Origin of the sequence: Paenibacillus favisporus, from assembly GCF_040545415.1 — a bacterium.
Lineage (GTDB): Bacteria > Bacillota > Bacilli > Paenibacillales > Paenibacillaceae > Paenibacillus_AQ > Paenibacillus_AQ favisporus.
Window position 1 is genome coordinate 72015 of sequence record NZ_JBEPLV010000002.1, and the last position, 23796, is coordinate 95810.

Below are 23796 nucleotides of genomic sequence, written 5' to 3' on the forward strand. Positions count from 1 at the left end.
CTGACCGCGGTAGAAACGGGAAAACAAAGGCGACCGCTGCGCTGTTCCGGAATTGCGGTGTCCGCTCCGCTGGGCGAGGGAGTAAGTGTGGGTTGTTCGGGAAGCGGTCTGGGTTGTTCAGGGAGGCAGGGCTGCAGGTAGATCATGAAGCAACGCCGTCAGCAGCGCTCCGCTCTCACCGCATTCTGTGGGGTCGCTCCGCGTCCACCGCATCCCTCTACTCGCGTGTTGTTTTAACCGTCGAAGGACCCCCCAACTGGTTCTGCCGAATGCTGTCGACATTTGATCTGCCATTTTCTGCAGTGCTTTACTCCGTTAAATAAACTGTGTTAAAGTAATAGATAAAAACAAACGTCCGCAAGGCGTCATACTATGTGCTTTTTTGTACTTGATGGCCCTTGGGAATACTGCTATCATTGCCATATTATCATTCGCTATAAGAGAGAGGATGGGGAGTTGTTTTGACAAAGAGAGCATACAATTTTAACGCCGGCCCTGCTGCATTGCCGCTGGAAGTGCTGGAACGCGCACAAGCTGAATTCGTGGATTTCCGGGGGACAGGGATGTCCATCATGGAGATGTCACACCGCGGCAAGGTCTACGAGGAAGTCCATAACGAAGCGCAAAGCCGTCTGCTGTCCCTCCTGGGCAATCCTTCGGGATATAAGGTGCTGTTTCTGCAGGGGGGTGCCAGCACCCAGTTTGCGATGGTGCCGATGAACTTTCTGACAGCCGGCAAGACCGGAAGCTATGTCCTGACAGGAAGCTGGGCCAGCAAAGCGGAGAAGGAAGCGCGCTTGATCGGGGAGACGCATATTGCCGCTTCTTCGGAGAACAATAAGTTTATGTCGATTCCGGATCTGAGCAGCATCGAAATTCCGGAAAATGCCGCATACCTGCACGTAACGTCCAATGAAACGATCGAAGGCAGCCAGTACCAGCAGTACCCAGATACAGGCAACGTACCGCTGATTGCGGACATGTCCAGCGACATCCTGTGCCGCGAGTTCGACGTCAATCAGTTCGACTTTATCTATGCAGGAGCGCAAAAGAACCTGGGACCTTCCGGCGTAACCGTCGTCATCGCCCGGGAAGAGCTACTGGCTGAGTCGCCGAAACATATTCCGACGATGCTGCGCTTCAGCACGCATGCGGCGAACAACTCTCTTTACAACACCCCACCATCCTTTTCGGTATACATGGTCAACGAAGTGCTGAAGTGGATCGAAGAACAAGGCTCTCTAGCCGGAGTCGAGAAGATCAACCGGGAGAAAGCCGGCTTGATTTATGATACAATAGACAGCAGCGAAGGCTTCTACCGCGGACCGGTAGAGGCTGGCAGCCGCTCGATTATGAATATTACATTCCGTCTTCCTTCCGAAGAGCTGGAGAAGCAGTTTATTAAGGAATCGGAACAGGAAGGTTTTGTAGGTCTGAAGGGACACCGCAGTGTCGGCGGTCTGCGCGCTTCGATTTACAACGCCGTTCCTTACGAGAATGTTAAAGCACTGGCTGATTTTATGAACCATTTTCAAAAGAATCATGGGTAATGAAGCCTGAAGCCAGAACATCCATGAGTGAGCGCCTTTCGCCGTTTTTCGGCGAGAGGCTTTTTAAACTTTAGCAATATCATTTGAACTAAAAAGGTGAAGCATGATTAACCTTTAGTTCATTTTGTATAGAAAATGAATGGAGTGGAAAACGATCTATGGCATTGCACATCGTACTTGTTGAACCTGAAATTCCCGCTAATACCGGCAATATCGCCAGAACCTGCGCAGCGACAGGAGCTCATCTGCATCTCGTGAAACCGCTTGGTTTTCGCACCGATGACGCGACGTTGAAGCGCGCGGGTCTGGATTACTGGTATGCGGTTCATATTGAATACCATGAATCTTTTGCAGAGGTGCAGGAGATGTACGCCGGCCGGCGTTTCTTCTATGCGACGACAAAAGCCGACAATCGATACACGGACTTTCAGTTCCAGGACGAGGATTTTCTCGTGTTCGGCAAGGAAACGAAGGGACTTCCGGAAGAACTGCTTGCCGCCAACCCAGATACGTGTATGCGTATGCCGATGACGGATAAGGTCCGGTCGTTGAACCTGTCCAATTCGGCGGCGATCATCGTGTACGAAGCGCTGCGGCAGCTCGATTATCCGGGGATGGAATAAGGACTGTATTTGGATTCCATACACGGAAAAATTCAGCTTCTAAAATAAAGTAATAAAATTTTAATCCGGAGCAGGATTCGACATCGTCACATCGAACTATTAGAAAAGACCCATATTTCTGGATTGGAAAGTATGAATAATGATCACAGGGGGTACTTTCTAATCACTTTACATTCGATTAGTCATAGGGAGAGGTGTTGAACATGAAACCTGCCGGTGTTGTACGCAAGGTAGATCAGCTCGGAAGAATCGTCCTGCCGAAGTCGCTTAGAAAACGTTATCAGATGAACGAAGGAGATCCTGTCGAGATTCTGGTGCAGGGGGACCACATCATTTTGGAACGTTACCGTCCGAAATGCGTGTTTTGCGGTTCGATGGACGAAGTGACGGAATTCAAAGAGCGGTATATTTGCGGCCAGTGTCAATCCGACATGCTGCAATTGCAAAAGCATGCATAACATTCATTTGGGCATCACGAGTTTTCGTGGTGTTTTTCTTTTATAGCCAGTTCTGTTAATAACCTGGATCGCTTTTATGGATCAGATCAGGTTCCATGAAAAAAGGCTTCCTATACAGGAAGCCTCTTCGGCCTTACAGTCCTTTAGTTTTATCATCGTTATAAGCTGCGGTTAGGATGCCGACCAGGAACATTAGCAGCACCACCATACAAATCCAAAAAGTTAATGAGAACGACATTTAAGGCCACCTCCCGCTGAACTACCATTGCTCAATAAGCCTATTATACCCACACTTGCTGGAAAAATAAATGAATTCGTCATTTTGTTCATAATTTTTTTGCAGCTTAAGGATACATTATTTATAAAATAAAAAGTTGGTCGGGACCGGGCGCATGCTGCCGTCCGACGGGTGGTTGACCACCCTGCCGTTAAGCACCAGGGTCGAAGAGCCCCCCCCATCCAAATTATAGGCATCGATGACGCCGAGATGGAACATTTTACTCTGCAGCTCTTGGAGGGTGGCTCCCGAGCTGCCGTTTTCGTTGCGCCCGTCCACGACGATGATCAGCAGCTGATCGTCTTTGTATTTGCCGATCACGGTCCGCGGCGCACGGTTGGGAGACTGCTTCCATTTGAGCGGGATTTCAACGGGCTGGCCGTTTTTTAGCAGCATCGGCACGAAGGTCGCCCCGAATTTGGGCTGCAGGCGATCCAGTTCGGATTGATTCTGGAACTTGCCGCCGATAAGCTTGCCGGATTTGTTCAGCCCCACGAAGAAGAGATCCTTGAAGCTGGACTGGAATCCCGTAAGATACTCTCCATTCATGACGGTGGTGCTGAGCGGATAACGCTTGCCGCTGGTGTCGGCAAATCCTCCGGCATTGATCCCGGCCACGGCGCCATGCCGGCTTACAGCCTGCAGCGTCGTTTCGGAGCTTCCCAGCTTGTCCTTGGCAAGGCTCATGCCCATGGCAGAGGAATCCTTGAGCTTCACCTTCATGGCATATCCATTATACACACCCGGGTTGACCTTGTAGAGCTCGATCCGGATTCGGTCGCTATCGACGCGTTCAATAGGGACGCCGAGCTTGGACGTAATCCGTTTATTGTAGATGAACTCCGGACGTCCGGCTTGTGTCTTGGCCGTTGCCTCGATCGCATTCATCGCTGAAGTCGTCTGCTTGTACAGCCTGGACGTCTTGCTGATGGACGAAATGGTTACTTTCACAGTTTTGTCGGCCTTGTCCAGCTCCTTCAGCAGCGAGTCGGTATGCGGCTTAAGCGTATCTGCCGGAACGTACGCTGCGGTATCGACCTGGATATGTAGGGAACCTAAGCTGAACAGCAAATAGATGAACAATCCAACGAACGGAGCGGTCACGAGCAGAAAAAAGCGGTTGATCTGTTTGATGCTTACATTCATTTGAGCAGATCCATCTTTTTCTGCAGCGTGTCCAGCTGTTTCTTCACTTCGTTCAGCTGGGTGTACAGCTTGTTGCTGTTATCGGTTTTGCTCGTGGCGTTATCCTTGGTGAACGTCAGCAGTTCGTTAAAAGACTGCACCTTGCTCTCCAGCTCCTTAACTTGCCCCGCCAGTTCGTTAAACTGAGCCTCGTAACTCTTTTTTAAATCGTTCATCTGGTTTTCCGTACTTGCCTGAAGCTGCTTTATCATTTCCTGTTTTACGTGATTGCTATATAAATAGGCAGCGCCGATGCCCAGTACAATCAGCAGTATCCATATCAGGAGCACGAACTTGACGGAGGGTTGCTTCTCCCTCTTGGGCTGGTTTCCGAATGGTGCGGAAGGCCCTGTCGAAGTTTGCAATGTCATCACCTCGGTTTTCGTAGAATTTTTTCCAGTCCCCATTCTATCATTACCCTATTATTTTCGCAAAAATGAATACAAGTCATAAAAATACCTAAAAATAGATTGCACGAAATAATAGGGGTGCGATACAATCTGTTTAAGACTGATAGATTTATATTATACATAACCGTTTAGCGAGCCTTGATATGAAAATAGAAACGTCTTAAAACAAGCGTTTAACGCGCTTGTGAGCGGAGGAGAAACGCTGCTGTACTTTATATTCAATACGATCAGTACCAGGAGGTTACCATTGAAATGACGAGAGTTTGGCGGGTTGTGATTATCGATAGCCACCCCACGAGTATGCTGGGCACCAAGTTGATACTGGAGGAACGAGAGAATCTGAAGGTAACGGGGATGGCCTCAACCTGGGACGAAGGATTGGTGCTGGTGATCGAGCACCAGCCCGATCTGGTTCTGTTGGACTACCAGATGCCCGAGGGAACGGCGGAACCGCTGCTGGAGAAGCTGAAGAGCAGTTCTCCGGAGAGTCATGTCCTCATCTTGACGGATCATGACGGTTTGAAGCTGCTGCATCCGATCATTCATCACGGGGGAAGCGGGATTTTGTCGAAACAGGCTTCGGCCTCCCAGCTCATGCTGATGATCGACGGGCTGCGCGAAGGCTTTGCCGCCCTGCCGATTGAATGGCTGAAGCAGGGGATCTGGCAGATGCAGGCGGCTCCCTCGGCGGAAGGAATGTTTGATCTGACCGAGACGGAGATTTTTATTATGGAACGGATCGTACAGGGGATTACCTACGATAAGATCGCAACGGAAATTACCGTCAGCCGAAGATCCATCGATAACTACCTGCGCAAAATTTACGTCAAGCTAGGGGTGTCCACACGAGCCCAGGCCATCGAAAAATTTGCGCTTCATTCACGCCAGAAGCGAGCGATGTACATTTGAATACGGCATAATTCCATGCGTCTCTGAATACATACTTTAGGGTTGTAAATTATATAGAGAGACCGAACCCAATAAGAGATAAATGGGAGGAGAGACCATGCAGTATTCCTTTGCAGCCCGTACGGAGGTCATGCTGTCGTCACCGCTTCATCTCATCCGGTCCTTGGCAAATCGGGAATCCTTCATTTCTTTTGCAGAGGAGCTTCCGGCCGAAGAGCTATTTCCCGTATCTTCCCTGGAGGCAGCAGCGGCAGCAGTGATTTCGAATAGTCCTACGGCACTTCAGTATGGGGAGCCGCAGGGCTTTTTGCCGTTGCGCGAATGGTTGTCGGAGGACTGGAAGCGCACCAAGCGCATCGATGTGGGTCCGGATCAAATTCTGCTGACGACCGGCGTGCAGCAGGCAATGGATCTGCTCGCCCGCGTCTATGTGGAGCCGGGGGACCGCGTCCTTGTGGAAAGTCCGGCTTCGCCGGGATATTTGCAGGTGTTCAAGATGCAGGGGGCTGTCGTCATTCCGGTGGACAGCGACCAGAATGGCCTGATTCCGGAACGCCTGCTGGAACAGATTGAGCGGACGCAGCCGAAGCTGCTGGTAGCCTCACCGAATTTCTCCAATCCGACGGGGGTCCTTTGGAGCTTGGAACGGCGCAAGGAAGTGCTTGACCTGTGCAGGGAGCACAGTATCCTCATTATAGAAGACAATTCATACGGGGATCTTCATTTTGAAAAGTTATCGCAGCGGGAATTCACCAGTCTGTATCCCTCTCTGTTTGCGCTGGACGGCTCGGGCAGCGGACAGGGGGTGCTTTACATCGGTTCGTTCAGTAAAACGATCGCCCCGGCGCTGCGTACGGGCTGGGCCGCCGGAAGCCGGCCGCTGATCGATATGCTGGCCGCCGCCAAGCAGCTGGCCGATTGGCAGTCCAGCACGCTGAACCAGCGCTTCCTGCACAACATGCTGGAATCCTCCGCTTTCGATATTCATGAGCATATCAAAATGCTGAACCGCGAATACGACACCCGCCTGAAGCTGATGAACGGGCTGCTGCAGCGGCCGGCTTGGCAGGATGCCAGCTACGTCATCCCTAAGGGGGGGATGTTTATCTGGCTTCAGCTGCCGGATGGGCTGGACAGTCTGGCCCTCTTGAAATGCGCCTTGGGTAAGGGCGCAGCTTTTCTCCCCGGCACGCTGTGCTACCCGGACGGGCGGGGAAGCGGCTGGATTCGGCTGAATTTCACCCATCCCGGCCGTGACGAGCTGCTGCTGGGCATGAATCTGATCGGCGAAGCGATCGGCGAATTTACGGCGCGCAGCTAAGTCTTTTTGCGGCGTGAGGCGCGCGCCGGCGTGGCCGTTTCCACAAGAGCGGGCGAACTGGATGCCCCCGTCTCCAGGATGCCGGCATAGCGCTCCAGATCGGCGGTGCCTGCCGGCGTCAGGAGGTAGCGGCCGCGGGAGATCCGCTGGAACCATCCGTAATAGTTGTTCTGCAGGATGGCCGCCGCATTCGGCACGCCGCTTTTCTCCCGTAAATGCGCGGGCGACAGGCCGCCTTCCGGTGCGCCTGCGAGGGCGCCGGCGACGCGAAGCGCTTTTTCCCGGTAAGCCGTCATTAGCTTCGCCCGGGTGGTGCCGCCGACGTTATAATCGCCGCTGCGTTCGCGGAATTCGTAGAGCAGCCGGGACTTGCGGACTTTCATCCTGCGGGTTGGCACGTAAGGCGTTCCCGGCTCGCAGAGCACTTCCACCAGCGGCTTCTTGGTTTTATAGAAGGTGACGGTGATCAGACCGACGCCCAGTCTGCGGCATAAACCGGTGATGTCATCCCAGCGCTGGTTCACGGCCCCCCGCTTGCTGCGGTTGCGCTCCACCGCCAAATATACATGAGGGCTCAGCTTGAGACGTTCGACTCCCTGCAGCAGCAGGGAGAGGTTGAACGTCTTTTTCATTTCCACGATCAGCGGCTCTTCCTCGTCCGGATGCAGGCCCACCAGGTCGCAGTGGCGAACTTCGCCTTTGACCTCGTAGCCCTGCCGCTCAAAAAAAGCCTTCAATGGCTCGTAAAGTTCGGTTTCATGCTGGACGGACATGTTCAGGCTCTCCTTCTGCGGTGATCCGCTTCTGAATTCTTTGTTCATTATATCATTTCAAATGAAGAACCCGAATCCTAAGGGCAGATATCCCGCCGGGAAAGTCGCAGCACCCTTGCTTTTATAGAAAAAGACAATCTGACATGGGCGAAAAAAGAGGTCAACTAATCCCACGGTCCCGCATAGGTATGTAATACACTTTTTAAGAATCGATGGGAGCAGTTGACCCTTGACGCATTTTGTAGGAGTAGCTTGCGATTTCATAACCGAGTCATAGGAGGTACTTGCATGGATATTTTCGAACGCGTAGCGGCATATCGGGCAGAGAGCGATCAACTGGCATGGAATGGCACCTTTAAAGAATACATCGACCTTCTTCGTCAGGACCCATCACCGGCGATGACGGCGCATGCCCGCGTCTATGACATGATCAAATCATACGGCGTGGAAGAGGTCAACGGCCATAAACGTTATAAATTTTTTGAGCAGGAAATTTTCGGCCTGGATCGTGCCATTGAAAAGCTGGTGGAGGAGTACTTCCACTCCTCGGCCCGCAGGCTCGACGTCCGTAAACGGATTCTGCTGCTGATGGGACCGGTCAGCGGCGGGAAATCGACGATTGTGACCCTGCTGAAGCGGGGGCTTGAGAAATTTTCGAGAACGCCGCAAGGCGCGGTATATGCCATTGACGGCTGCCCGATGCATGAGGAACCGCTTCATCTCATTCCGCTGGAACTGAGGGCAGAAGTGGAAAAAGAACTGGGTGTGCGGATCGAAGGCAATTTATGCCCTTCCTGCCAGATGCGCCTGAGAACCGAATACGACGGCGATATCGAGAAAATGCCTGTTACCCGGGTGCTGATCTCGGAAGACAGCCGTGTCGGTATCGGTACGTTCAGCCCTTCAGATCCGAAATCCCAGGACATCGCCGACCTGACCGGCAGCATCGACTTTTCTACCATTACGGAATACGGTTCGGAATCTGACCCCCGCGCCTACCGTTTCGATGGAGAGCTGAACAAGGCCAACCGCGGCCTGATGGAATTTCAGGAAATGCTCAAATGCGACGAGAAGTTTCTGTGGAACCTGCTCTCGCTCACACAGGAAGGCAATTTCAAGGCAGGCCGGTTTGCGCTTATTTCCGCCGACGAGCTCATCGTTGCCCACACGAACGAATCGGAGTACAAGGCCTTTATCGCCAACAAGAAAAACGAAGCGCTGCAGTCCCGGATGATCGTCATGCCGATTCCTTATAACCTGAAGGTATCGGATGAAGAAAAGATTTACGGCAAGCTCATTTCGCAAAGCGACATGAAGCATATCCATATTGCGCCGCATGCGCTGCGTTCCGCCGCGATTTTCTCCATTCTGACCCGTCTCAAGGAGACGAAGAAGCAGGGAATGGACCTCGTCAAAAAGATGAGAATGTACGATGGCGAAGAGATTGAAGGCTATAAAGAAGCCGATTTGAAGGAAATGCAGTCTGAATATTTGGAAGAAGGCATGTCCGGTGTCGATCCGCGGTATGTCATCAACCGGATTTCCAGTGCTTTGATTAAGCAGGACCTTCAATGCATTAACGCGCTGGATGTGCTGCGGGCCATCAAAGACGGTCTTGACCAGCACGCCTCCATTACGAAGGACGAACGGGAGCGTTATCTGAACTTCATCGCGGTGGCCCGGAAAGAATACGACGAGCTGGCGAAAAAAGAAGTACAGAAAGCCTTTGTGTATTCCTTTGAGGAGTCGGCCAAAACGCTGTTCGAGAATTATCTCGACAACATCGAGGCGTTCTGCAACTGGACGAAGATCCGCGACCCGCTCACCGATGAAGAGATGAATCCGGACGAAAGGCTGATGCGTTCCATCGAGGAGCAGATCGGCGTTTCCGAAAATGCCAAAAAAGCGTTCCGCGAAGAAATCCTCATCCGGATTTCGTCTTATTCCCGCAAGGGCAAAAAGTTCGAATACCATAACCATGACCGTCTGCGCGAAGCGATCGAGAAGAAGCTGTTTACAGACCTCAAGGATATCGTAAAAATAACGACGTCGACCAAAACGCCGGATGCCGCCCAGCTCAAGCGGATTAACGAAGTAAGCAAACGGCTGATCGACGAGCACGGCTACTGCCCGGTATGCGCGAACGAGCTGCTGCGCTATGTGGGAAGTTTGCTGAACCGGTAATCAGCAGAAACTCTATTTATTCCAGCGTCAAATGGCCCCTGATTCATTTCAGGGGTCTTTTTTTATGGTTGAAAATTATTATACGCCCTTCATTTTGGAATGGACCGTGAGCTATACCCATTCATTCGTAAAGCCGTACTAAAAATATAAGTCGGATGCACTATATTTTAGTTGTTTAGTCGTCGATATAGACTATAATAGACAAAGTTAGATTATTTAAAATTGGTATAATCAGGGAAATTCTAAAGGAGCCATTCTACATGATTCAAGTATCGGAAGCGCGGCATAAGCAGCTGAAATTTATTGGACTGACGGAAAAGGATTTGGAGATTCTGCGGACGCACCAGCCCGTATTCAGCAAGGTGGTCGATGAAGTCGTGGACCATTTTTATCGGCATATCACTTCGGAGCCGGAGCTCATGCGCATCATTGAACGGAAAACGACGATCGACAGACTGAAGACGACCCAGCGGGAATACTGGATGTCGCTGGCTGAAGGTGTCATTGACGAGCCGTTTCTGGAGAAAAGAATCGCCATCGGACTGGTACATTCGCGCGTTGGCTTAAATACGGATTATTATCTCGGCAGCTACATGGTTTATTTGGACATCGCTGTTGAGCTGTTCAAGAAGGCCATTCCGGACCGCTGGATCGAGGTGATCCATCCCCTGACCAAGATGTTCAACCTCGATTCGCAATTGGTTCTGGAAGCTTATGATATGAAGGAAAAGGAAAAGATCCAAGAGCTTGCCGACGAGCGGGAGCAGGTACTTCGGGCGGTAACCGAAGTCGTTCTGCAGCTGACCGGCATGATTGCCGAGCTGAACGAGAGTGCCGGCCAAATCGCCGAAACTGCGAAAGTGACCGCGGCTTCCCAGGACCTGGCCCATTCGCTGATGGACGAGCTGCAGGAGGATGTCACCCAAATCGAGAACATGGGCGGCTTGATCAAGGGCATCGCCGACCAGACGCATCTGCTCGGACTGAACGCGGCGATCGAGGCGGCGCATGCCGGGGATTCCGGCAGAGGCTTTGCCGTCGTGGCCGGCGAGGTGCGCAAGCTCGCAGCCCATTCGCGGGAAGCGCTGGAGACGATCCAGGATAAAGTGTCGGGCATCATGGTCCGGCTGGAGAGCGTGCAGCAGGAAACCCGGCAGACATCGGTCCATGCCCGGGCACAGGCGGAGAGCTCCCAGGAGCTGGCGGCTTTCGTGAAGACGATCGAGAAGCTGACGCTGGATCTTGCGGAGATTCAGAATCACCAGTAAACGCCGACGAGGAGCGTCAAGGAAGCTTCATTTGTTCCAGTACCTCATCATTCGCCATTCAGGTATAATAGATTCGTCATCATGAATATTCGAAATCGTAAATTTTTGAATTGATCGGCAACTGATTTGTATTTGAGGTGATTGTATAGTGGCTTCCATTCATGATGTGGCGAAAGAGGCTGGAGTATCTGTCGCAACCGTTTCCAAAGTCATTAACCATTATCCGGACGTCAGCGATAAAACAAGGAAAAAAGTAAGATCGGCGATTGAGCTTCTTCGTTACCGGCCCAATGCCATTGCACGCGGACTCGTCACCGGGAGATCGTGGACCGTGGGTGTGCTGATCAACATTCCCTTTACGAACCCTTATGTGGCCGAGCTGCTGGAAGGCATCAAAACGGCGCTGGAGAACAGCGGCTATGATCTCATGCGCCTCTCGGCCCGGCTTAACGACGAAAGTTATTCTTTTATCGACCACTGCGAGAGCAGAAATCTGGATGGGGTCGTCATCTTCGGCGTGGAGCGGGACCACCGGATTATCGGCGAGTTGATCCGCTCCGATATTCCTACCATGTTTGTGGATACGGACGTCATGGGAAACCGGGTCGGAAATATTACGTCGGATAACGTGAACGGTGTTCATATGGCCGTCTCCCATCTGTACGGGCTGGGTCACCGGGATATCGCCTATATCGCCGGTACCCTCGGCCATACGGTAGCCGAACGGCGGCTTCAGGGATACAAGCAGGGCCTTGCGGACTGTTCCATCGAATACAGGGACAAGTATCTGGAAGTGTGTGATTATTCTTTTGAAGGCGGCATGGTCGCCATGAGAAAGCTCCTTCATCTTCAGTCTCCCCCGACGGCTGTCGTGTGTACTTCGGATATGGCTGCGATGGGGGCGATTCATGAAATTGAAGCATGGGGATTTTCCGTTCCCGGGGATGTTTCGGTTGTCGGCTTTGACAACATTTTTGAGGCCAAGGTGTTTAAGCCAAGCCTGACGACCGTGAACCAGAACATACACAATATCGGCGCAAGGTCGATTGAGCATCTGATCTCCATGATCGAAAATCCGGAATACTCGCCACCGGAAATTATGGAGCCGGCCAGCCTGGTTATCCGCCAATCGACCGGCAAAGTGAAGGTTTCTGAAGATCAATCGCGTTAAAAGGGATGTGCCGGGCAGGCATGTCCCTTTTTGCGTCCTGTCTGGTCATTTAAGATCGGATTTAATTTCCGCGTGTTGCAAAGGACAGGTGCTTAGGTCAAGAAATGTTGTGAATGGTGCACAATATCTTATAATGATAGAAAATCAGGCACTGCTTATAATCAACGGATGAAAGTGACGTGATAGTCGATGGAGGAAAAAAGAGTTCTGGTGGCCGACGATGAGCCTAGCATCCGCAGCGCGATTTCCTATGCGCTCAAACGGGAGGGGTTCGTCGTTGAGACGGCCGCGGACGGTGAGGAGGCGCTGCAGCAGGCGGATGCCTTCCGCCCGGATATGCTGGTGCTGGACGTCATGATGCCCAAGGCAAACGGCTATGAGGTGCTGCGCCGGCTGGAAAACCGCAAAGGACTCGGCATATTGATGCTGACCGTTAAAAACGATATCGTCGACAAGGTTCTGGGGCTGGAGCTTGGGGCCGACGATTTTATGACCAAACCGTTCGATATCCGCGAGCTGGTCGCACGGGTGAAATCGATCGTCCGCCGGCTGGATAAAGTGGAAGATCCCGCGCCTGCGCCGGACGGGAAAAAGGCCGTGCTTGGACAGCTGACCGTTCATGCCGCCAAGCGCACAGCAGAACTCAGCGGCCGGCTGCTGGAACTGACGCCGAAGGAATTCGATCTACTGTCGCTGCTCGTGTTTCATCCTGGGCGGGTGTACACCCGTGAGGATCTGCTGGATCTCGTATGGGGAATGGAGTATGCGGGAGGCACCCGAACGGTGGACATTCACATCCAGCGGCTGCGGAAAAAGCTGGGCGACGCCCACTATATGCTGCAGACGGTATACGGGATCGGCTATAAGGCGCTGGAGGAGGGCACATGAGCCTCGGCCTGAAATGGAAGTTTCCGCTGTTCCTGGCGGTGCTGCTGGTGTTTACGACCGGCGTGCTCAGCTGGCTTGTACTCAGCGGAATCAAGACCAATCAGCGCGAGCAGATGGAAGAGAGCCTGCAGCGGCAGGCCGACGTAGCCGAAATGAGGGTCAAGCAGGATTATTTGACAGGTGAACGGCTGAAACCGGTGGATTTTATGGGAAAACAGGGGCAGGAGCTGGCCGTGGACCTTGGCATTTCCACCAATATGCGGGTGATCCTGTACGACGCGAAGGGCCAAGAGGTGGGCAATTCCCTGCCGCTGGCGGAAAAACCGGATGTCGGAGATGCCCTGTCTTATGCGCTGAAAGGTAAAATCGCCTATATTACCGAAGCGGATTCCCTGATCTATCTTGCGCCGATGCAGGGGCCTGACGGCATGCTGGGGGTAGTCCAGCTCCATACGTCGCTGAAAGCGCAGCATGAATTTTATAACCGGATGGCGTACCGGCTGGTTTGGACCGGCGGCATCGTATTGCTGCTCAGCTTTATTCTGGGATTTATTTATGTATACCGTCAGGTCAGGGATATCGTGAAGTTGAAGGCGGAGGCGGACCGGATCTCCCGCGGGGAGTACCCGGAGCGCTCCCCGCTGCGGCGGAAAGACGAGCTCGGGCAGCTCGGAACCGGCATTCTGCATATGAGCCGTGACATCAAAGGGCATATGGCTGCGCTCCAGGAAGAAAAGCACCATCTGCAATTGGCCGTGGAGAAGCTGCAGGCGCTCGAGCAGCAGCAGAAGCAGTTTATCAATAACGTGAGCCACGAGTTTAAAACGCCGCTGACGTCGATCCAGGCTTATACGGATTTGCTGGGCATGTACGGTGACGATCCGCAGCTGATCGAGGAAGCGCGCAGTGCGATTGCCAAAGAGTCCGAGCGGTTGTATCAATTGGTCGAGGACGTGCTGCGCCTGTCGCTGCTGGAAAAGTACGATTTTGAATCCCAGGCGGAAGAGGTGGAGCTTGCGGATCTGCTGCAGGATGTCGTATCCCGGATCAGCGCCAAGGCCACCAAATACGATTTAACGATACAGACTGACTTCGTGCCTGTCCGGGTATGGGGAGACCGGGACCATTTCATTCATATTTTTATGAATCTGCTGGATAATGCGATCAAATACAACCGGCCCGGCGGCCGGATTGTCATACAAAGCCGGGCTTCGGAAGACGAAGTGAGCGTATCGGTCCGCAACACGGGACGGATCATTCCTCGGGAATGGTGGGCGCATCTGTTCGAGCCGTTCTCCACCCTGCACCAAGACCGCGCCCGCTCCACCGGCGGAACCGGCCTGGGCCTGCCGCTGGCGTCCCAGCTCGCGGAGAAGCAGGGGGGCCGGCTTGAACTCGTCCGTTCGGTTGCGGAGGAGACCGAATTTACCGTTTCGTTTCCGCGGCAATCCAGCCGGGAGAACTAGGAGAACATTGCCGATGTTTCTCACACAGGGAGTAAACTGAGCTTCAGCTGATGCTTTTTTAATAAAAGTTTACAACTTGGAAACATTTCGACGTATGCCGGATATCATTGGCGTGTAGGATGGGGGTAAGAAATCAGGAAGGGATGAAGCTCATGATGAAACGACATAAACTACTTCCTCCAGTGATCGGCGTGATGATGGCAGGTGCGCTTTTGGCCGGCTGCGGTTCGCCGCAGAGTAATGCAAGCCGCGAGGTCATTGACAAGCCGGGCAAGCAGATCACTGTTATAGATACGGCTGCCGAGGGCCGGAAAAATACCGGAGAAATCCAGGTGGAGCAAATCGAAAAGCTTATAGACGTGTACGGCCGGACCTGGCTGTCGGACCACGAAGCTATCGTGGAACGAAATCATGTGCTGATGATCCATGACTTTGCCTCCAATATCGAACGCAAGTTGACGGAAAATCCGGCCACGGCCGGTCAATATCTGGCCGCCGCGTCGCCGGACGGGGAGCATGTCTTTTTTACGGGGGGCAACCCGAAAGACAAGTATGATATCGGGGGGTATCTCCTGGATGCGGCTTCCGGAACCGTAACGAAAACGGGCGCATTTTCCATGCTGTCCGATATGTTCTGGGCCGATCCGCAGCATGTCCTCGTCAGCACGGATGACAGCAAGCTTCAATTGATCGACCTGCAGGGCAAACGGAACCCGGTCCAATTCTCGGATCCGGAGCTGTCCGACAACGTGCCGCGCATGGCGAGCAAAGCGGGCGACCGTTATTACTATTTGGGCGTCCACGAAGGCTACACCGTGCTGAAGTCGTTTACGGCATCGGCGCCTGAGGCCAAGACGATCCAGGAAGGCGTCGTGACGTTCAGCCTGTCGCCGGACGGCAGCGCGATCGCCCTGGAGAAACGCGAGTGGAACACGACCAAGGACGCCGAGCTTCAGCTCATCGATGCCAGCGGCAAGAAGCTCGGAACCGTGGCCAAAGGAACGCTTCTCGGCCGGCCGAGCTGGTCGCCGGACGGCAGCAAAATCGCTTTCTCGGTGTACACCGAGGGCGAGCAGGGGATGAAAGGCATGTACGTGTTCGACAAGGCGAGCGGCAAAACGACGCCGCTGTCCACGGAAATCCAGGCCTATGACTCCCCGGCCGTCTGGAGCCCGGACAGCAAGTCGCTGATGGTGTACCAGACCGTGTACGAAGGCGAGAATTCGATCAATGTGACGTATGTGGTCCATCTGAAGTGATCGCCGCGGTCAGCGGCGGAGCGTGTGCTGTGCGTGCTGCTAGGCAGGCTTCGTGCGGGCTGTGCTTCGTTGCAGAGCGTTGGCGATGCTCTGATGCAGAACGTTCGACGGATGAGCGCATGTGCGGGGAAGCCCGCTCCGCGTGCGGATCATGCCTCCGATCGCTGTTGCCCCCGAATTTTTTGGGAATGGAATCGAAGGTAAAAATTCGGGGACAAAGGCGACCGCTGCCGCTTCTCCGGCATGATTCCGCCCGCTCCGCTGCTGCCAGCGGCGAGTGGGGAGTAAGGTCCTTGCGGTGGCTGTGCAGCACCGCAAGGACGGGGATGGGTGCGGGCTGTGCTTCGATGCAAAGCGTTCGGCTGGCGCGTGCTGTGCGTGCTGCTGAGCAGGCTTCTTGCGGGCGACAGTGAGCGCGTGATACTGCTTCGAAGCAGAGCGGCGGCGCTGCAGGTTGCGCCTTCTGAGCGCTCGACGGTTGAGCGCATATGTGCGTGGAAGCCCGCTGCGCGTGCGGATCATGCCTCCGATCGCTGTTGCCCCCGAATTTTTCGGGAATGGAATCGAAGGTAAAAATTCGGGGACAAAGGCGACCGCTGCCGCTTCTCCGGCATGATTCCGCCCGCTCCGCTGCTGCCTGCGGCGAGTGGGGGAGTAAGTCCTTGCGGTGGCTGTGCGGCACCGCAAGGACCTGCTAGTGGGTGTGGGCGATGCTCCGATGCAGAGTGTTCGGCTGGCGCGTGAAGTGCGTGCTGCTGAGCAGGCTTCTTGCGGGCGACAGTGAGCGCGGGCCGTGCTTCGAGCGTTGGCGCTTCGGAGCAGGTAAAGCGTTCAGAGCGTCCGACGGTTGAGCGCATGTCTGCGGGGAAGCCCGCTCCGCGTGCGGATCATGCCTCCGATCGCTGTTGCCCCCGAATTTTTCGGGAATGGAACCGAAGGTAAAAATTCGGGGACAAAGGCGACCGCTGCCGCTTCTCCGGCATGATTCCGCCCGCTCCGCTGCTGCCAGCGGCGAGTGGGGGAGTAGGGTCCTTGCGGTGGCTGTGCGGCACCGCAAGGACCTGCTAGTGGGTGTGGGCGATGCTCCGATGCAGAGTGTTCGGCTGGCGCGTGCTATGCGTGCTGCTGAGCAGGCTTCTTGCGGGACGACAGTGAGCGCGTGATACTGCTTCGAAGCAGAGCGGCGGCGCTGCAGGTTGCGCGTTCTGAGCGCTCGACGGATGAGCGCATGTGTGCGGGGAAGCCCGCTCCGCTGCTGCCAGCGGCGAGTGGGGGAGTAAGGTCCTTGCGGTGGCTGTGCAGCACCGCAAGGACGAGGGCAGGCAAGGGGTAGTGCTTTGTAGAGGGCATGTTAGCAGGTGAAACTTGGAACGTGCCGATCTGGCTTTATGCTCGAGGCGATGGCGGTCATATTTAGAAAATAAGTCACCACTCAATGTGGTGGCTTTTTTGTATAGTTAGCGAGCCCCGGAGTTCAGTCCACCTGGAGAACTTCAACGAATGGAGGTAGAGGGCGATTCTTGATTTTTTTATAAGAAAAAAATGTAAAAACCGACTTGACCTTGGAGTCTGCTCCAATGTTATTGTGAACTCATGGAAAAACTTTATTCTATACAAGAAGCTTCACGGATGCTGGGGATCCCGAAGGATACGCTCCGCTATTATGACCGTCTCGGAATTGTCTCGCCGACGCGGGAAAACAATCGGTACCGCAGGTACTCGAAGAACGACCTCATCGACTTGATGAACATTCAAATTATGCAGTATGCGGACTTTTCTCTCGACGAAATCAAGGGGAAGTTTGGGTTCCACAGGATGGAGAAGGTAGACCCTGCTTACTGCCAGGAGATTGCTGCGTTCCTCGATGCCAAGAATGCCGAGACACGCAAAAAGATTGCGCATCTTCAGAAGGTCAGTCAGCTGCTCGACGTTGCCGCCGATACGTTAAGAGACTTCAATCCAGAAAAAGACCAGCGGCTGGCGGAGATCGTGCGCGAAATTTATCAGGGTATCCGTAAGAAGGAAACTCAAATTTTCGGGGAGGGATGTGATGGGCATCAAAGTTAGCAATTTTTATTACCTGATCGCAGGCATTTTTGCATTACTGTTTGCCGCTACGCACGCATGGAACGGGCAATCCGCTGTTCTTCCGGAGCTCCAGATAGGTGCGATCACGATGGGGACACGGACGGTATTCATGTGTGTTTGGCACATAATTACGGCGGAAAATCTGGTTTTCGGGGTCATGTTTATTTGGATGTCATTCCAAAGCGATCGATCAAAGGTCCGGTTTGTCGCTTGGATGATCGTGTCGCTTCTGATCGTACGGCTGATGGTCATTCTAGGCGTAACCGCATTTCAAGACGCTTCGTCCCTTACGGATACGTTAATCGACTCGATTGCGATCGTAATTTATGTGGCCTTTATCATTTTGGGTATAAGGATGAAGCCCAAGAAAGCTGGGGGGTCAGAAGCTTCTTTTTGATAGGGAGGATGAAGATCATCATTGCGGAGTTATGCTTGGCTGCAGAGCGTTAGGTTTGCATAGTTGCATAGCTCATCAGTTAGCGTGATATGTAGCGGATGATACTCTGATTGAGTGTCGGTTGTTCGGGCTTTTCCTTACCAACCCAAAAACCTCTCAAGTGTGCATAGGGTTCACCATGCAGCTTGGGAGGTTTTTGCGTAAAGATTTCTTTTGGTCAGAGGTACTGGATGTTAAACACACGTACCGGGATTGCACGAACTAGCGGAGAGGACGGAATCGTTCTGGAGAAGCGGGCAGCGGTCGCCTTTGTCCCCGGATTTCCACCTAGGCATGTTACCGATCAGGAAATCTGGGGGCAACAGCGATCGGAAGAACGATCCGGCATCGGAGCGGTCATCGAAGCTCAACATTTGGCATCAGTAAGACCCGCTTCTTTGATTATGCAATAAGAAGACTGCCTACGATCGGCTAAAAAGCAAAGTGGCCACCGGAGTATGCAGCAACGGGCGAGAGAACCTCCCTCACACGAACCGCCGATGCAGCTTCTTGCCGTCGTAGGAGAACATTACCTTTTTGTCCTCGACGATGGTCTCGAGATGTACGGTGCGGCCCCACAGCTGGTACACGTAAGGCAGCGTGCGCTCCATGTACTTCAGGTCGAGCTCGATGCCCTCGTACATATGCTTGATCACCATCTCGCCGGTCCGCAGATAATCGCCGTCCTCGACGACGAGGTAAGGGCTGCCGCCGTTGACTCGGGCGAAGACGAGCTGGTCGCGGATGTTCTCCCAGCTTTTGTCGGTGATTTTCCACTCGGGGCCCTTTTTCTCGAAGACGTACAGGTCCAGATCCTCGGTCAGCTGCTTCGTCATGTAGTTGCGGATAAAGGAAATGTCCGAATCGAATTCGCGCACCTCGAAAATTTTCTCGCGGCCCTGCCCGGGTTTGCGGCCGCCGAATTCGATCTCCTCCTTGGTCGGATGGTCCCAGCGGCGCTCGATGTCCTCAAAGATTTTCAGACCCAAATAGTATGGATTCAGGCTGTGCCGGGATGGCTGCACGACCGAAGAATTGAGCTTGGCGAATTCGATCGTCTCGTCGCTTGTCAGGTCCAGCTCGCGGATGATCCGCTGATGCCAGTACGAAGCCCAGCCTTCGTTCATGATTTTGGTCTCCATCTGCGGCCAGAAATAGAGCATTTCGTCGCGGAGCATCGTCATGATGTCGCGCTGCCAGTCCTCCAGCACTTCGGAAAATTCCTGGATGAACCAGACGATGTCCTTTTCCGGTTCAGGCGGGAATTTACGGTTAGTCGTGTTTTCCTGGGCCTCGGGCTCCGGCTTGTGATCGAGGTTCCACAAGTCGTCGTATTCGCCAGGCTGGGTCTGGATTTTGCCGGACTCTTTTTGCGCTTTCAGCTTCATTTCCATATATCGCTGCTTATCCAGGTGCTGCGGCTTGATCAGCTGGGGATCAACATGCTCCTGGACGGCCAGTACGGCATCGATGAAACGCTCCACAACTTCGGTGCCGTGCTCGAGTTCGTATTGGCTGATCCGTTCCGCGGTGGCCGACATGCTCTCGACCATGTTGCGGTTGGTGGCGGAGAAGCGGTAGTTGTTTTTGAAAAAGTCGCAGTGCGCCAAGACGTGGGCCACGATGAGCTTGTTCTGGATCAGGGAGTTGCCGTCGAGCAGAAAGGCGTAGCACGGATTGGAATTGATGACCAGCTCATAGATTTTGCTCAGGCCGAAGTCGTACTGCATTTTCATTTTGTTGAACGTCTTGCCGAAGCTCCAGTGTGAAAAACGGGTAGGCATCCCGTAAGCACCGAAGGTGTAAATAATGTCTGCCGGACAAATTTCGTAACGCATCGGATAATAATCCAGGCCGAAGCCGTCAGCGATCTCCATAATTTCACTAATGGCGTATTCCAGCTGTTTGATCTCGTCGCTCATTCGTTCATTGCTCCTTCCTTCTGCGGAAGAATAAAATATGATATCGGGACTATATTTCAATATATTCAGCAGCACCTCAAGTATGAACTGACATGGCCGGCCGAAAGTCCGGATTCGGTCCCGGATCATGTTGCTGGCAAATCCCAGCAGCCCGGAAATTAATGCAGTCTTCATGTCGATTTATGTTAGAATATAAGAGCATGACTCTAAGGTTTCCTATTTACGAAAGCGTTTTATATTTTTGCGGGCGGTGACTGTGTTACCATGTGGAAGTACTTTGTGCAAGCAACCAACAACATGAGGATCCGGAATAAATTGATCTTTTCCTACCTGTTCGTCGTCATGATCCCCGTGCTGATCGTTGGGGGCATCATTACCGCCTATTTCAGACAGGATGCACTAGACAATGCGATAGAGCAGACAGCCAACGATGTGGATAAAATCAAAAGCCAGCTGTCCACCATGCTGTCCGTGCCGATCTCGATTTCCAACAAGCTGTACTTGGACGATAACCTGAAGGACCTGGTCAATACAAATTACACGACTATTCTGCAAATGGTGCAGGCCTATTCGAAATACAACGATTTTGAAGAGCTTCCGCGGCTTTATAACGAAATCAGCAACGTCCGCTTCTACCATTACAACAGGACGATGATCAACAACACTCAGTTTATTAACGTTACCGCCAAGATTGAGGGGGAAGAATGGTTCCAAACGGCCATGAACAACCCGCGGATCGGCTGGTTCTTTATGGAAGGCAGCGACATCGGCACCGAAAAGAAGCTGAGCCTGGTGCGCCGGATCAAGTTCAAGGATTACCGAACCCCGGGAGTGCTGGTCATTACGCTCAACCAGAGCATGCTGAACTCGATCCTGAGCAAGGAAACGTTCAATACGCTCATCGCGGATGATAGCGGATACATTGTGGCCGCCAAAAATCCGCAGAACGTCGGCAAAACGCTGAAACAGCTGGATTTGAACATCGATATGCATCAAGGACAGGAACAGACGATCAGCCGGCGCGTCAACGGGGTGTCCTCCAACATTATCGTGGACAAGCTGACGCCGCAGACGAGCTTGAACGGGCTCAGCGTCGTGTCGGTCTTTTCGACCCAGGGCATTGTCCAGGACGCCAAAAAGGTCGGATGGATCGGCATGGCGCTGGTGATCGGTGTGCTGATCCTGGCACTTACGCTGATATTCGTCGTATCCAAGCTGACGACCAACCGGCTTCTGCATTTGAGCAGACAGCTGAACAAGGTGGCCCGGGGGAACTTCGATACGATTTCCTTCCTGGACGGCAACGACGAAATCGGGCAGCTCTCCCGCCAGTTCAACTATATGGTCCGAAGCATCAACGACCTGCTGAACCAGGTGTACGAGAGCAATGAGAAGAACACCAAGCTTGAAGTGGCGCAAAAAGAAATCAAGCTCAAAATGATGGCCAGCCAGATCAACCCGCACTTTTTGTTCAATGCGCTGGAATCGATCCGGATGAAGGCTCATTTGAACGGGGAGAAGGAGATCGCCAACATCGTGCGGCTGCTGGGTAAGCTGATGCGCAAAAATCTCGAAATCGGCAGTGTGAAAAAAACGCTGAAAGAGGAAATGGAAATTGTCCGCGCGTATTTGGAAATCCAGAAATTCCGCTATGAGGACCGCTTGAACTACGAGCTGATCGTCGAGCCGGAAACCGAACGGGTGCTGCTTCCGCCGCTGATTATTCAGCCGCTGGTGGAGAATGCGATTATCCATGGCCTGGAAGGCAAGGAAGTGGACGGGATGCTGCGCGTCCGTTGCTCGATGAAGGAAGATATGCTGCATGTCGAGGTTATCGATAACGGGGCCGGCATGTCGGAGGAACGCAGGCAATTTGTTCTGGCGACGCTGGATGCGGAAGAAGGGGAAGGCAACCGCATCGGCTTGCGGAACATCCATCAGCGAATTAAGCTGACGTATGGAGACGACTTCGGACTGCATATTACGAGTATCCCAGGACAGGGAACCAAGATGGAATTCATGATACCAACAGGGGGAGAAATACATGTTTAACGTTTTGATTGTGGATGACGAACCGATGATCCGCGAAGGTCTCAAGACGATCATCGACTGGGAGAGCTTCGGGTTTACGGTGGTGGATACGGCGGCCAACGGCCGGGATGGGCTGGATAAAATCAAAGAGCTGAAGCCCGATCTGACCATCATCGATATCCGCATGCCGGGCATGACCGGTCTCGACGTCATTGAAGAGGCCCGGGCCGCCATGATCTCGACGCATTTTCTAATCTTGAGCGGATATGCCGATTTTGATTATGCCAAGCGGGCAATCGGTTACGGCGTAAACGGATACCTGCTGAAGCCGCTGGATGAGGAGGAGCTCGGGGAGGAGCTGCAGCGGATCGGGGCGATTCTGACCCGGGAGAAGCAATCGCATCGTTCCGCGGAAGAGGACCATGTCTACCGTGCGCATCTGCTTGAATCCTTTCTGCTGCAGGAAGAAGCGCTTCGGGATCCGGCGACGGTCATGCAGCTGGGGCTGGACTGGCCGAGGTATCAGATCGTCCTGCTCGAAATCCATGGATCGGCGGACGATGCACCTTTAGCCGCCTTAAGACGAAAGCTGTCGGGCCATTTTGACGAAGCGGATCGCGTCATTGTGTTTCCAGCGGGGGCATATGAAGCTTTGCTGTGGGACCGGGGGATGTCCCGGGAAGACGATGCTGCCCACTGTTACGCGGTATGGAATGCGCTGCTGCCGGATAACAAGGGCTGGTTTGCCGCCGCCGGGGGAACGGTCACCGATATTTCGCTCATTGGACAATCGTATGCGGAGGCCGCCGAGCTGCTGCACCATCGTTTTTTGTTCCATGAAGAGCGTTTGATGCTGCCCGGGGATTTGACCCTAATGGCAGAGTCATACCCGGAGAAGGCGCCGCTCGATCCAACGGGAGAAATCGAACTGTCGGATATGCTGTATTATGCGCTGGACATCCGGAGCATGGAAGCGGTCGGCCGCTTTTTTGACGAGCTGGAGGAGCGGGTTGTCGGTTTCGGGCAGGCCGAGCAGGCCGTGAAGTCGGCGGTGACCCATATTTTGACCATGGCCATCAACAAGCTGTCGGGACAGAACCAGGCATTGTATCCGCTGCTGCAGGATGCGCCGCTGTTCATTACGGAAGCGTTCCGCCAGCCGACATGGGAGCAGCTGAAAGCAGTAGCGGCCGCCCATTTGAGCAGTCTTATCGAGAGGATCGGCGGCGGGAGCAAGGATGCGGTGCTGAAGCAGATGATCGATTTTATTCACCGGAACTACAAGGAGAACCTGAAGCTGGAGCTCCTGGCCCAGGTGTTTAATTACAACAGCGCTTATTTGGGGAAAATGTTCAAAAACTATACAGGCGAGAATTTCAACGCGTTCCTCGACAACGTGCGGATTGAGCATGCGAAGGAGCTGTTATCCCAGGGACTCAAGGTGCATCAAGTGGCGGCATGTGTCGGATATGCGAACGTGGACTATTTTCACAGCAAATTCAAGAAATACGTCGGGGCGTCCCCGTCGTCCTTCCGGAAAAAGGAGCCTTCCGAGTAGTCTCTTAGCTTTCAAGAGC

20 protein-coding genes are annotated in these 23796 nt (G+C 53.4%); 15 read left to right on the top strand and 5 right to left on the bottom strand.

All coding sequences use genetic code 11. From position 1 onward, the window contains the following. Positions 1-461: 461 nt before the first annotated feature. The 3 genes from serC (at position 462) to ABID47_RS08405 (ending at position 2631) form a co-directional block, all read left to right on the top strand. Complete coding sequence (serC, locus tag ABID47_RS08395; protein WP_354495858.1) at positions 462-1550, top strand: 3-phosphoserine/phosphohydroxythreonine transaminase; 1089 nt, start codon at positions 462-464, stop codon at positions 1548-1550. A gap of 158 nt (positions 1551-1708) precedes the next feature. Next, the gene (gene trmL / locus ABID47_RS08400) at positions 1709-2173 is read left to right on the top strand and encodes a tRNA (uridine(34)/cytosine(34)/5-carboxymethylaminomethyluridine(34)-2'-O)-methyltransferase TrmL (RefSeq protein ID WP_354495860.1); all 465 of its coding nucleotides are present in this window, start codon (positions 1709-1711) and stop codon (positions 2171-2173) included. A gap of 203 nt (positions 2174-2376) precedes the next feature. Continuing rightward, entirely contained in the window at positions 2377-2631 is a 255-nt protein-coding gene (locus ABID47_RS08405; protein ID WP_076170632.1) for an AbrB/MazE/SpoVT family DNA-binding domain-containing protein, read from the top strand. Between the two features lie 355 nt (positions 2632-2986). On the opposite strand, the gene ABID47_RS08410 is transcribed toward ABID47_RS08405, so the two are convergent. After that, on the bottom strand, positions 2987-4054 hold the full coding sequence (locus tag ABID47_RS08410; protein WP_354495862.1) for a phosphodiester glycosidase family protein: 1068 nt from the start codon (positions 4052-4054) through the stop codon (positions 2987-2989). Then, positions 4051-4458, bottom strand: a complete 408-nt coding sequence (locus ABID47_RS08415) for a hypothetical protein (protein ID WP_234490003.1) — start codon at positions 4456-4458, stop codon at positions 4051-4053. The genes ABID47_RS08410 and ABID47_RS08415 overlap by 4 nt, the downstream gene beginning before the upstream one ends. Before the next feature lie 297 nt (positions 4459-4755). Between ABID47_RS08415 and ABID47_RS08420 the strand changes: the two genes are divergently transcribed. Beyond that, positions 4756-5412 (top strand): response regulator transcription factor, encoded by a 657-nt coding sequence (locus ABID47_RS08420; RefSeq protein ID WP_076170630.1) that lies wholly within the window; start codon positions 4756-4758, stop codon positions 5410-5412. A 97-nt stretch (positions 5413-5509) separates the two neighbouring features. Then, the gene (locus ABID47_RS08425) at positions 5510-6733 is read left to right on the top strand and encodes an aminotransferase-like domain-containing protein (RefSeq protein ID WP_116232187.1); all 1224 of its coding nucleotides are present in this window, start codon (positions 5510-5512) and stop codon (positions 6731-6733) included. On the opposite strand, the gene ABID47_RS08430 is transcribed toward ABID47_RS08425, so the two are convergent. After that, entirely contained in the window at positions 6730-7506 is a 777-nt protein-coding gene (locus ABID47_RS08430) for a DUF2161 domain-containing phosphodiesterase (RefSeq protein ID WP_212969904.1), read from the bottom strand. The two genes, ABID47_RS08425 and ABID47_RS08430, sit on opposite strands and share 4 nt — an antisense overlap. A gap of 288 nt (positions 7507-7794) precedes the next feature. Here ABID47_RS08430 and ABID47_RS08435 point away from each other — a divergent pair, with 288 nt between their 5' ends. From ABID47_RS08435 to ABID47_RS08460, 6 genes are all read left to right on the top strand, one after another. Further along, positions 7795-9690 (top strand): PrkA family serine protein kinase, encoded by a 1896-nt coding sequence (locus ABID47_RS08435; RefSeq protein ID WP_354495865.1) that lies wholly within the window; start codon positions 7795-7797, stop codon positions 9688-9690. 260 nt (positions 9691-9950) lie between these two features. Continuing rightward, on the top strand, positions 9951-10958 hold the full coding sequence (locus tag ABID47_RS08440) for a globin-coupled sensor protein (RefSeq protein WP_354495867.1): 1008 nt from the start codon (positions 9951-9953) through the stop codon (positions 10956-10958). Between the two features lie 148 nt (positions 10959-11106). Further along, entirely contained in the window at positions 11107-12129 is a 1023-nt protein-coding gene (locus ABID47_RS08445; RefSeq protein WP_145160275.1) for a LacI family DNA-binding transcriptional regulator, read from the top strand. Between the two features lie 189 nt (positions 12130-12318). Continuing rightward, a complete protein-coding gene (locus ABID47_RS08450) occupies positions 12319-13017 on the top strand; it encodes a response regulator transcription factor (RefSeq protein WP_145160273.1) in 699 nt (232 codons plus the stop codon). After that, a complete protein-coding gene (locus ABID47_RS08455; protein WP_354495870.1) occupies positions 13014-14483 on the top strand; it encodes a sensor histidine kinase in 1470 nt (489 codons plus the stop codon). The genes ABID47_RS08450 and ABID47_RS08455 overlap by 4 nt, the downstream gene beginning before the upstream one ends. A gap of 152 nt (positions 14484-14635) precedes the next feature. Continuing rightward, positions 14636-15742, top strand: a complete 1107-nt coding sequence (locus ABID47_RS08460) for a TolB-like translocation protein (protein ID WP_354495872.1) — start codon at positions 14636-14638, stop codon at positions 15740-15742. Between the two features lie 39 nt (positions 15743-15781). On the opposite strand, the gene ABID47_RS08465 is transcribed toward ABID47_RS08460, so the two are convergent. After that, complete coding sequence (locus ABID47_RS08465; RefSeq protein WP_354495874.1) at positions 15782-16429, bottom strand: hypothetical protein; 648 nt, start codon at positions 16427-16429, stop codon at positions 15782-15784. A 906-nt stretch (positions 16430-17335) separates the two neighbouring features. On the opposite strand from ABID47_RS08465, the gene ABID47_RS08470 reads away from it, so the two are divergent. Together ABID47_RS08470 and ABID47_RS08475 are read left to right on the top strand one after the other, a co-directional pair. Next, positions 17336-17809 (top strand): MerR family transcriptional regulator, encoded by a 474-nt coding sequence (locus tag ABID47_RS08470; protein WP_354495876.1) that lies wholly within the window; start codon positions 17336-17338, stop codon positions 17807-17809. Next, positions 17793-18227: a hypothetical protein gene (locus ABID47_RS08475; protein WP_354495878.1), complete on the top strand. Its 435-nt coding sequence runs from the start codon at positions 17793-17795 to the stop codon at positions 18225-18227. The genes ABID47_RS08470 and ABID47_RS08475 overlap by 17 nt, the downstream gene beginning before the upstream one ends. A gap of 524 nt (positions 18228-18751) precedes the next feature. Here the strand turns inward: ABID47_RS08475 and ABID47_RS08480 are convergent. Then, a complete protein-coding gene (locus tag ABID47_RS08480; protein ID WP_354495880.1) occupies positions 18752-20188 on the bottom strand; it encodes a SpoVR family protein in 1437 nt (478 codons plus the stop codon). A 264-nt stretch (positions 20189-20452) separates the two neighbouring features. Between ABID47_RS08480 and ABID47_RS08485 the strand changes: the two genes are divergently transcribed. Continuing rightward, entirely contained in the window at positions 20453-22240 is a 1788-nt protein-coding gene (locus ABID47_RS08485) for a sensor histidine kinase (RefSeq protein ID WP_354495882.1), read from the top strand. Continuing rightward, positions 22233-23777, top strand: coding sequence for a response regulator transcription factor (locus tag ABID47_RS08490; protein WP_354495884.1), 1545 nt, complete (start codon positions 22233-22235; stop codon positions 23775-23777). Before ABID47_RS08485 ends, ABID47_RS08490 begins: the two co-directional genes overlap by 8 nt. Positions 23778-23796 lie beyond the last annotated feature (19 nt).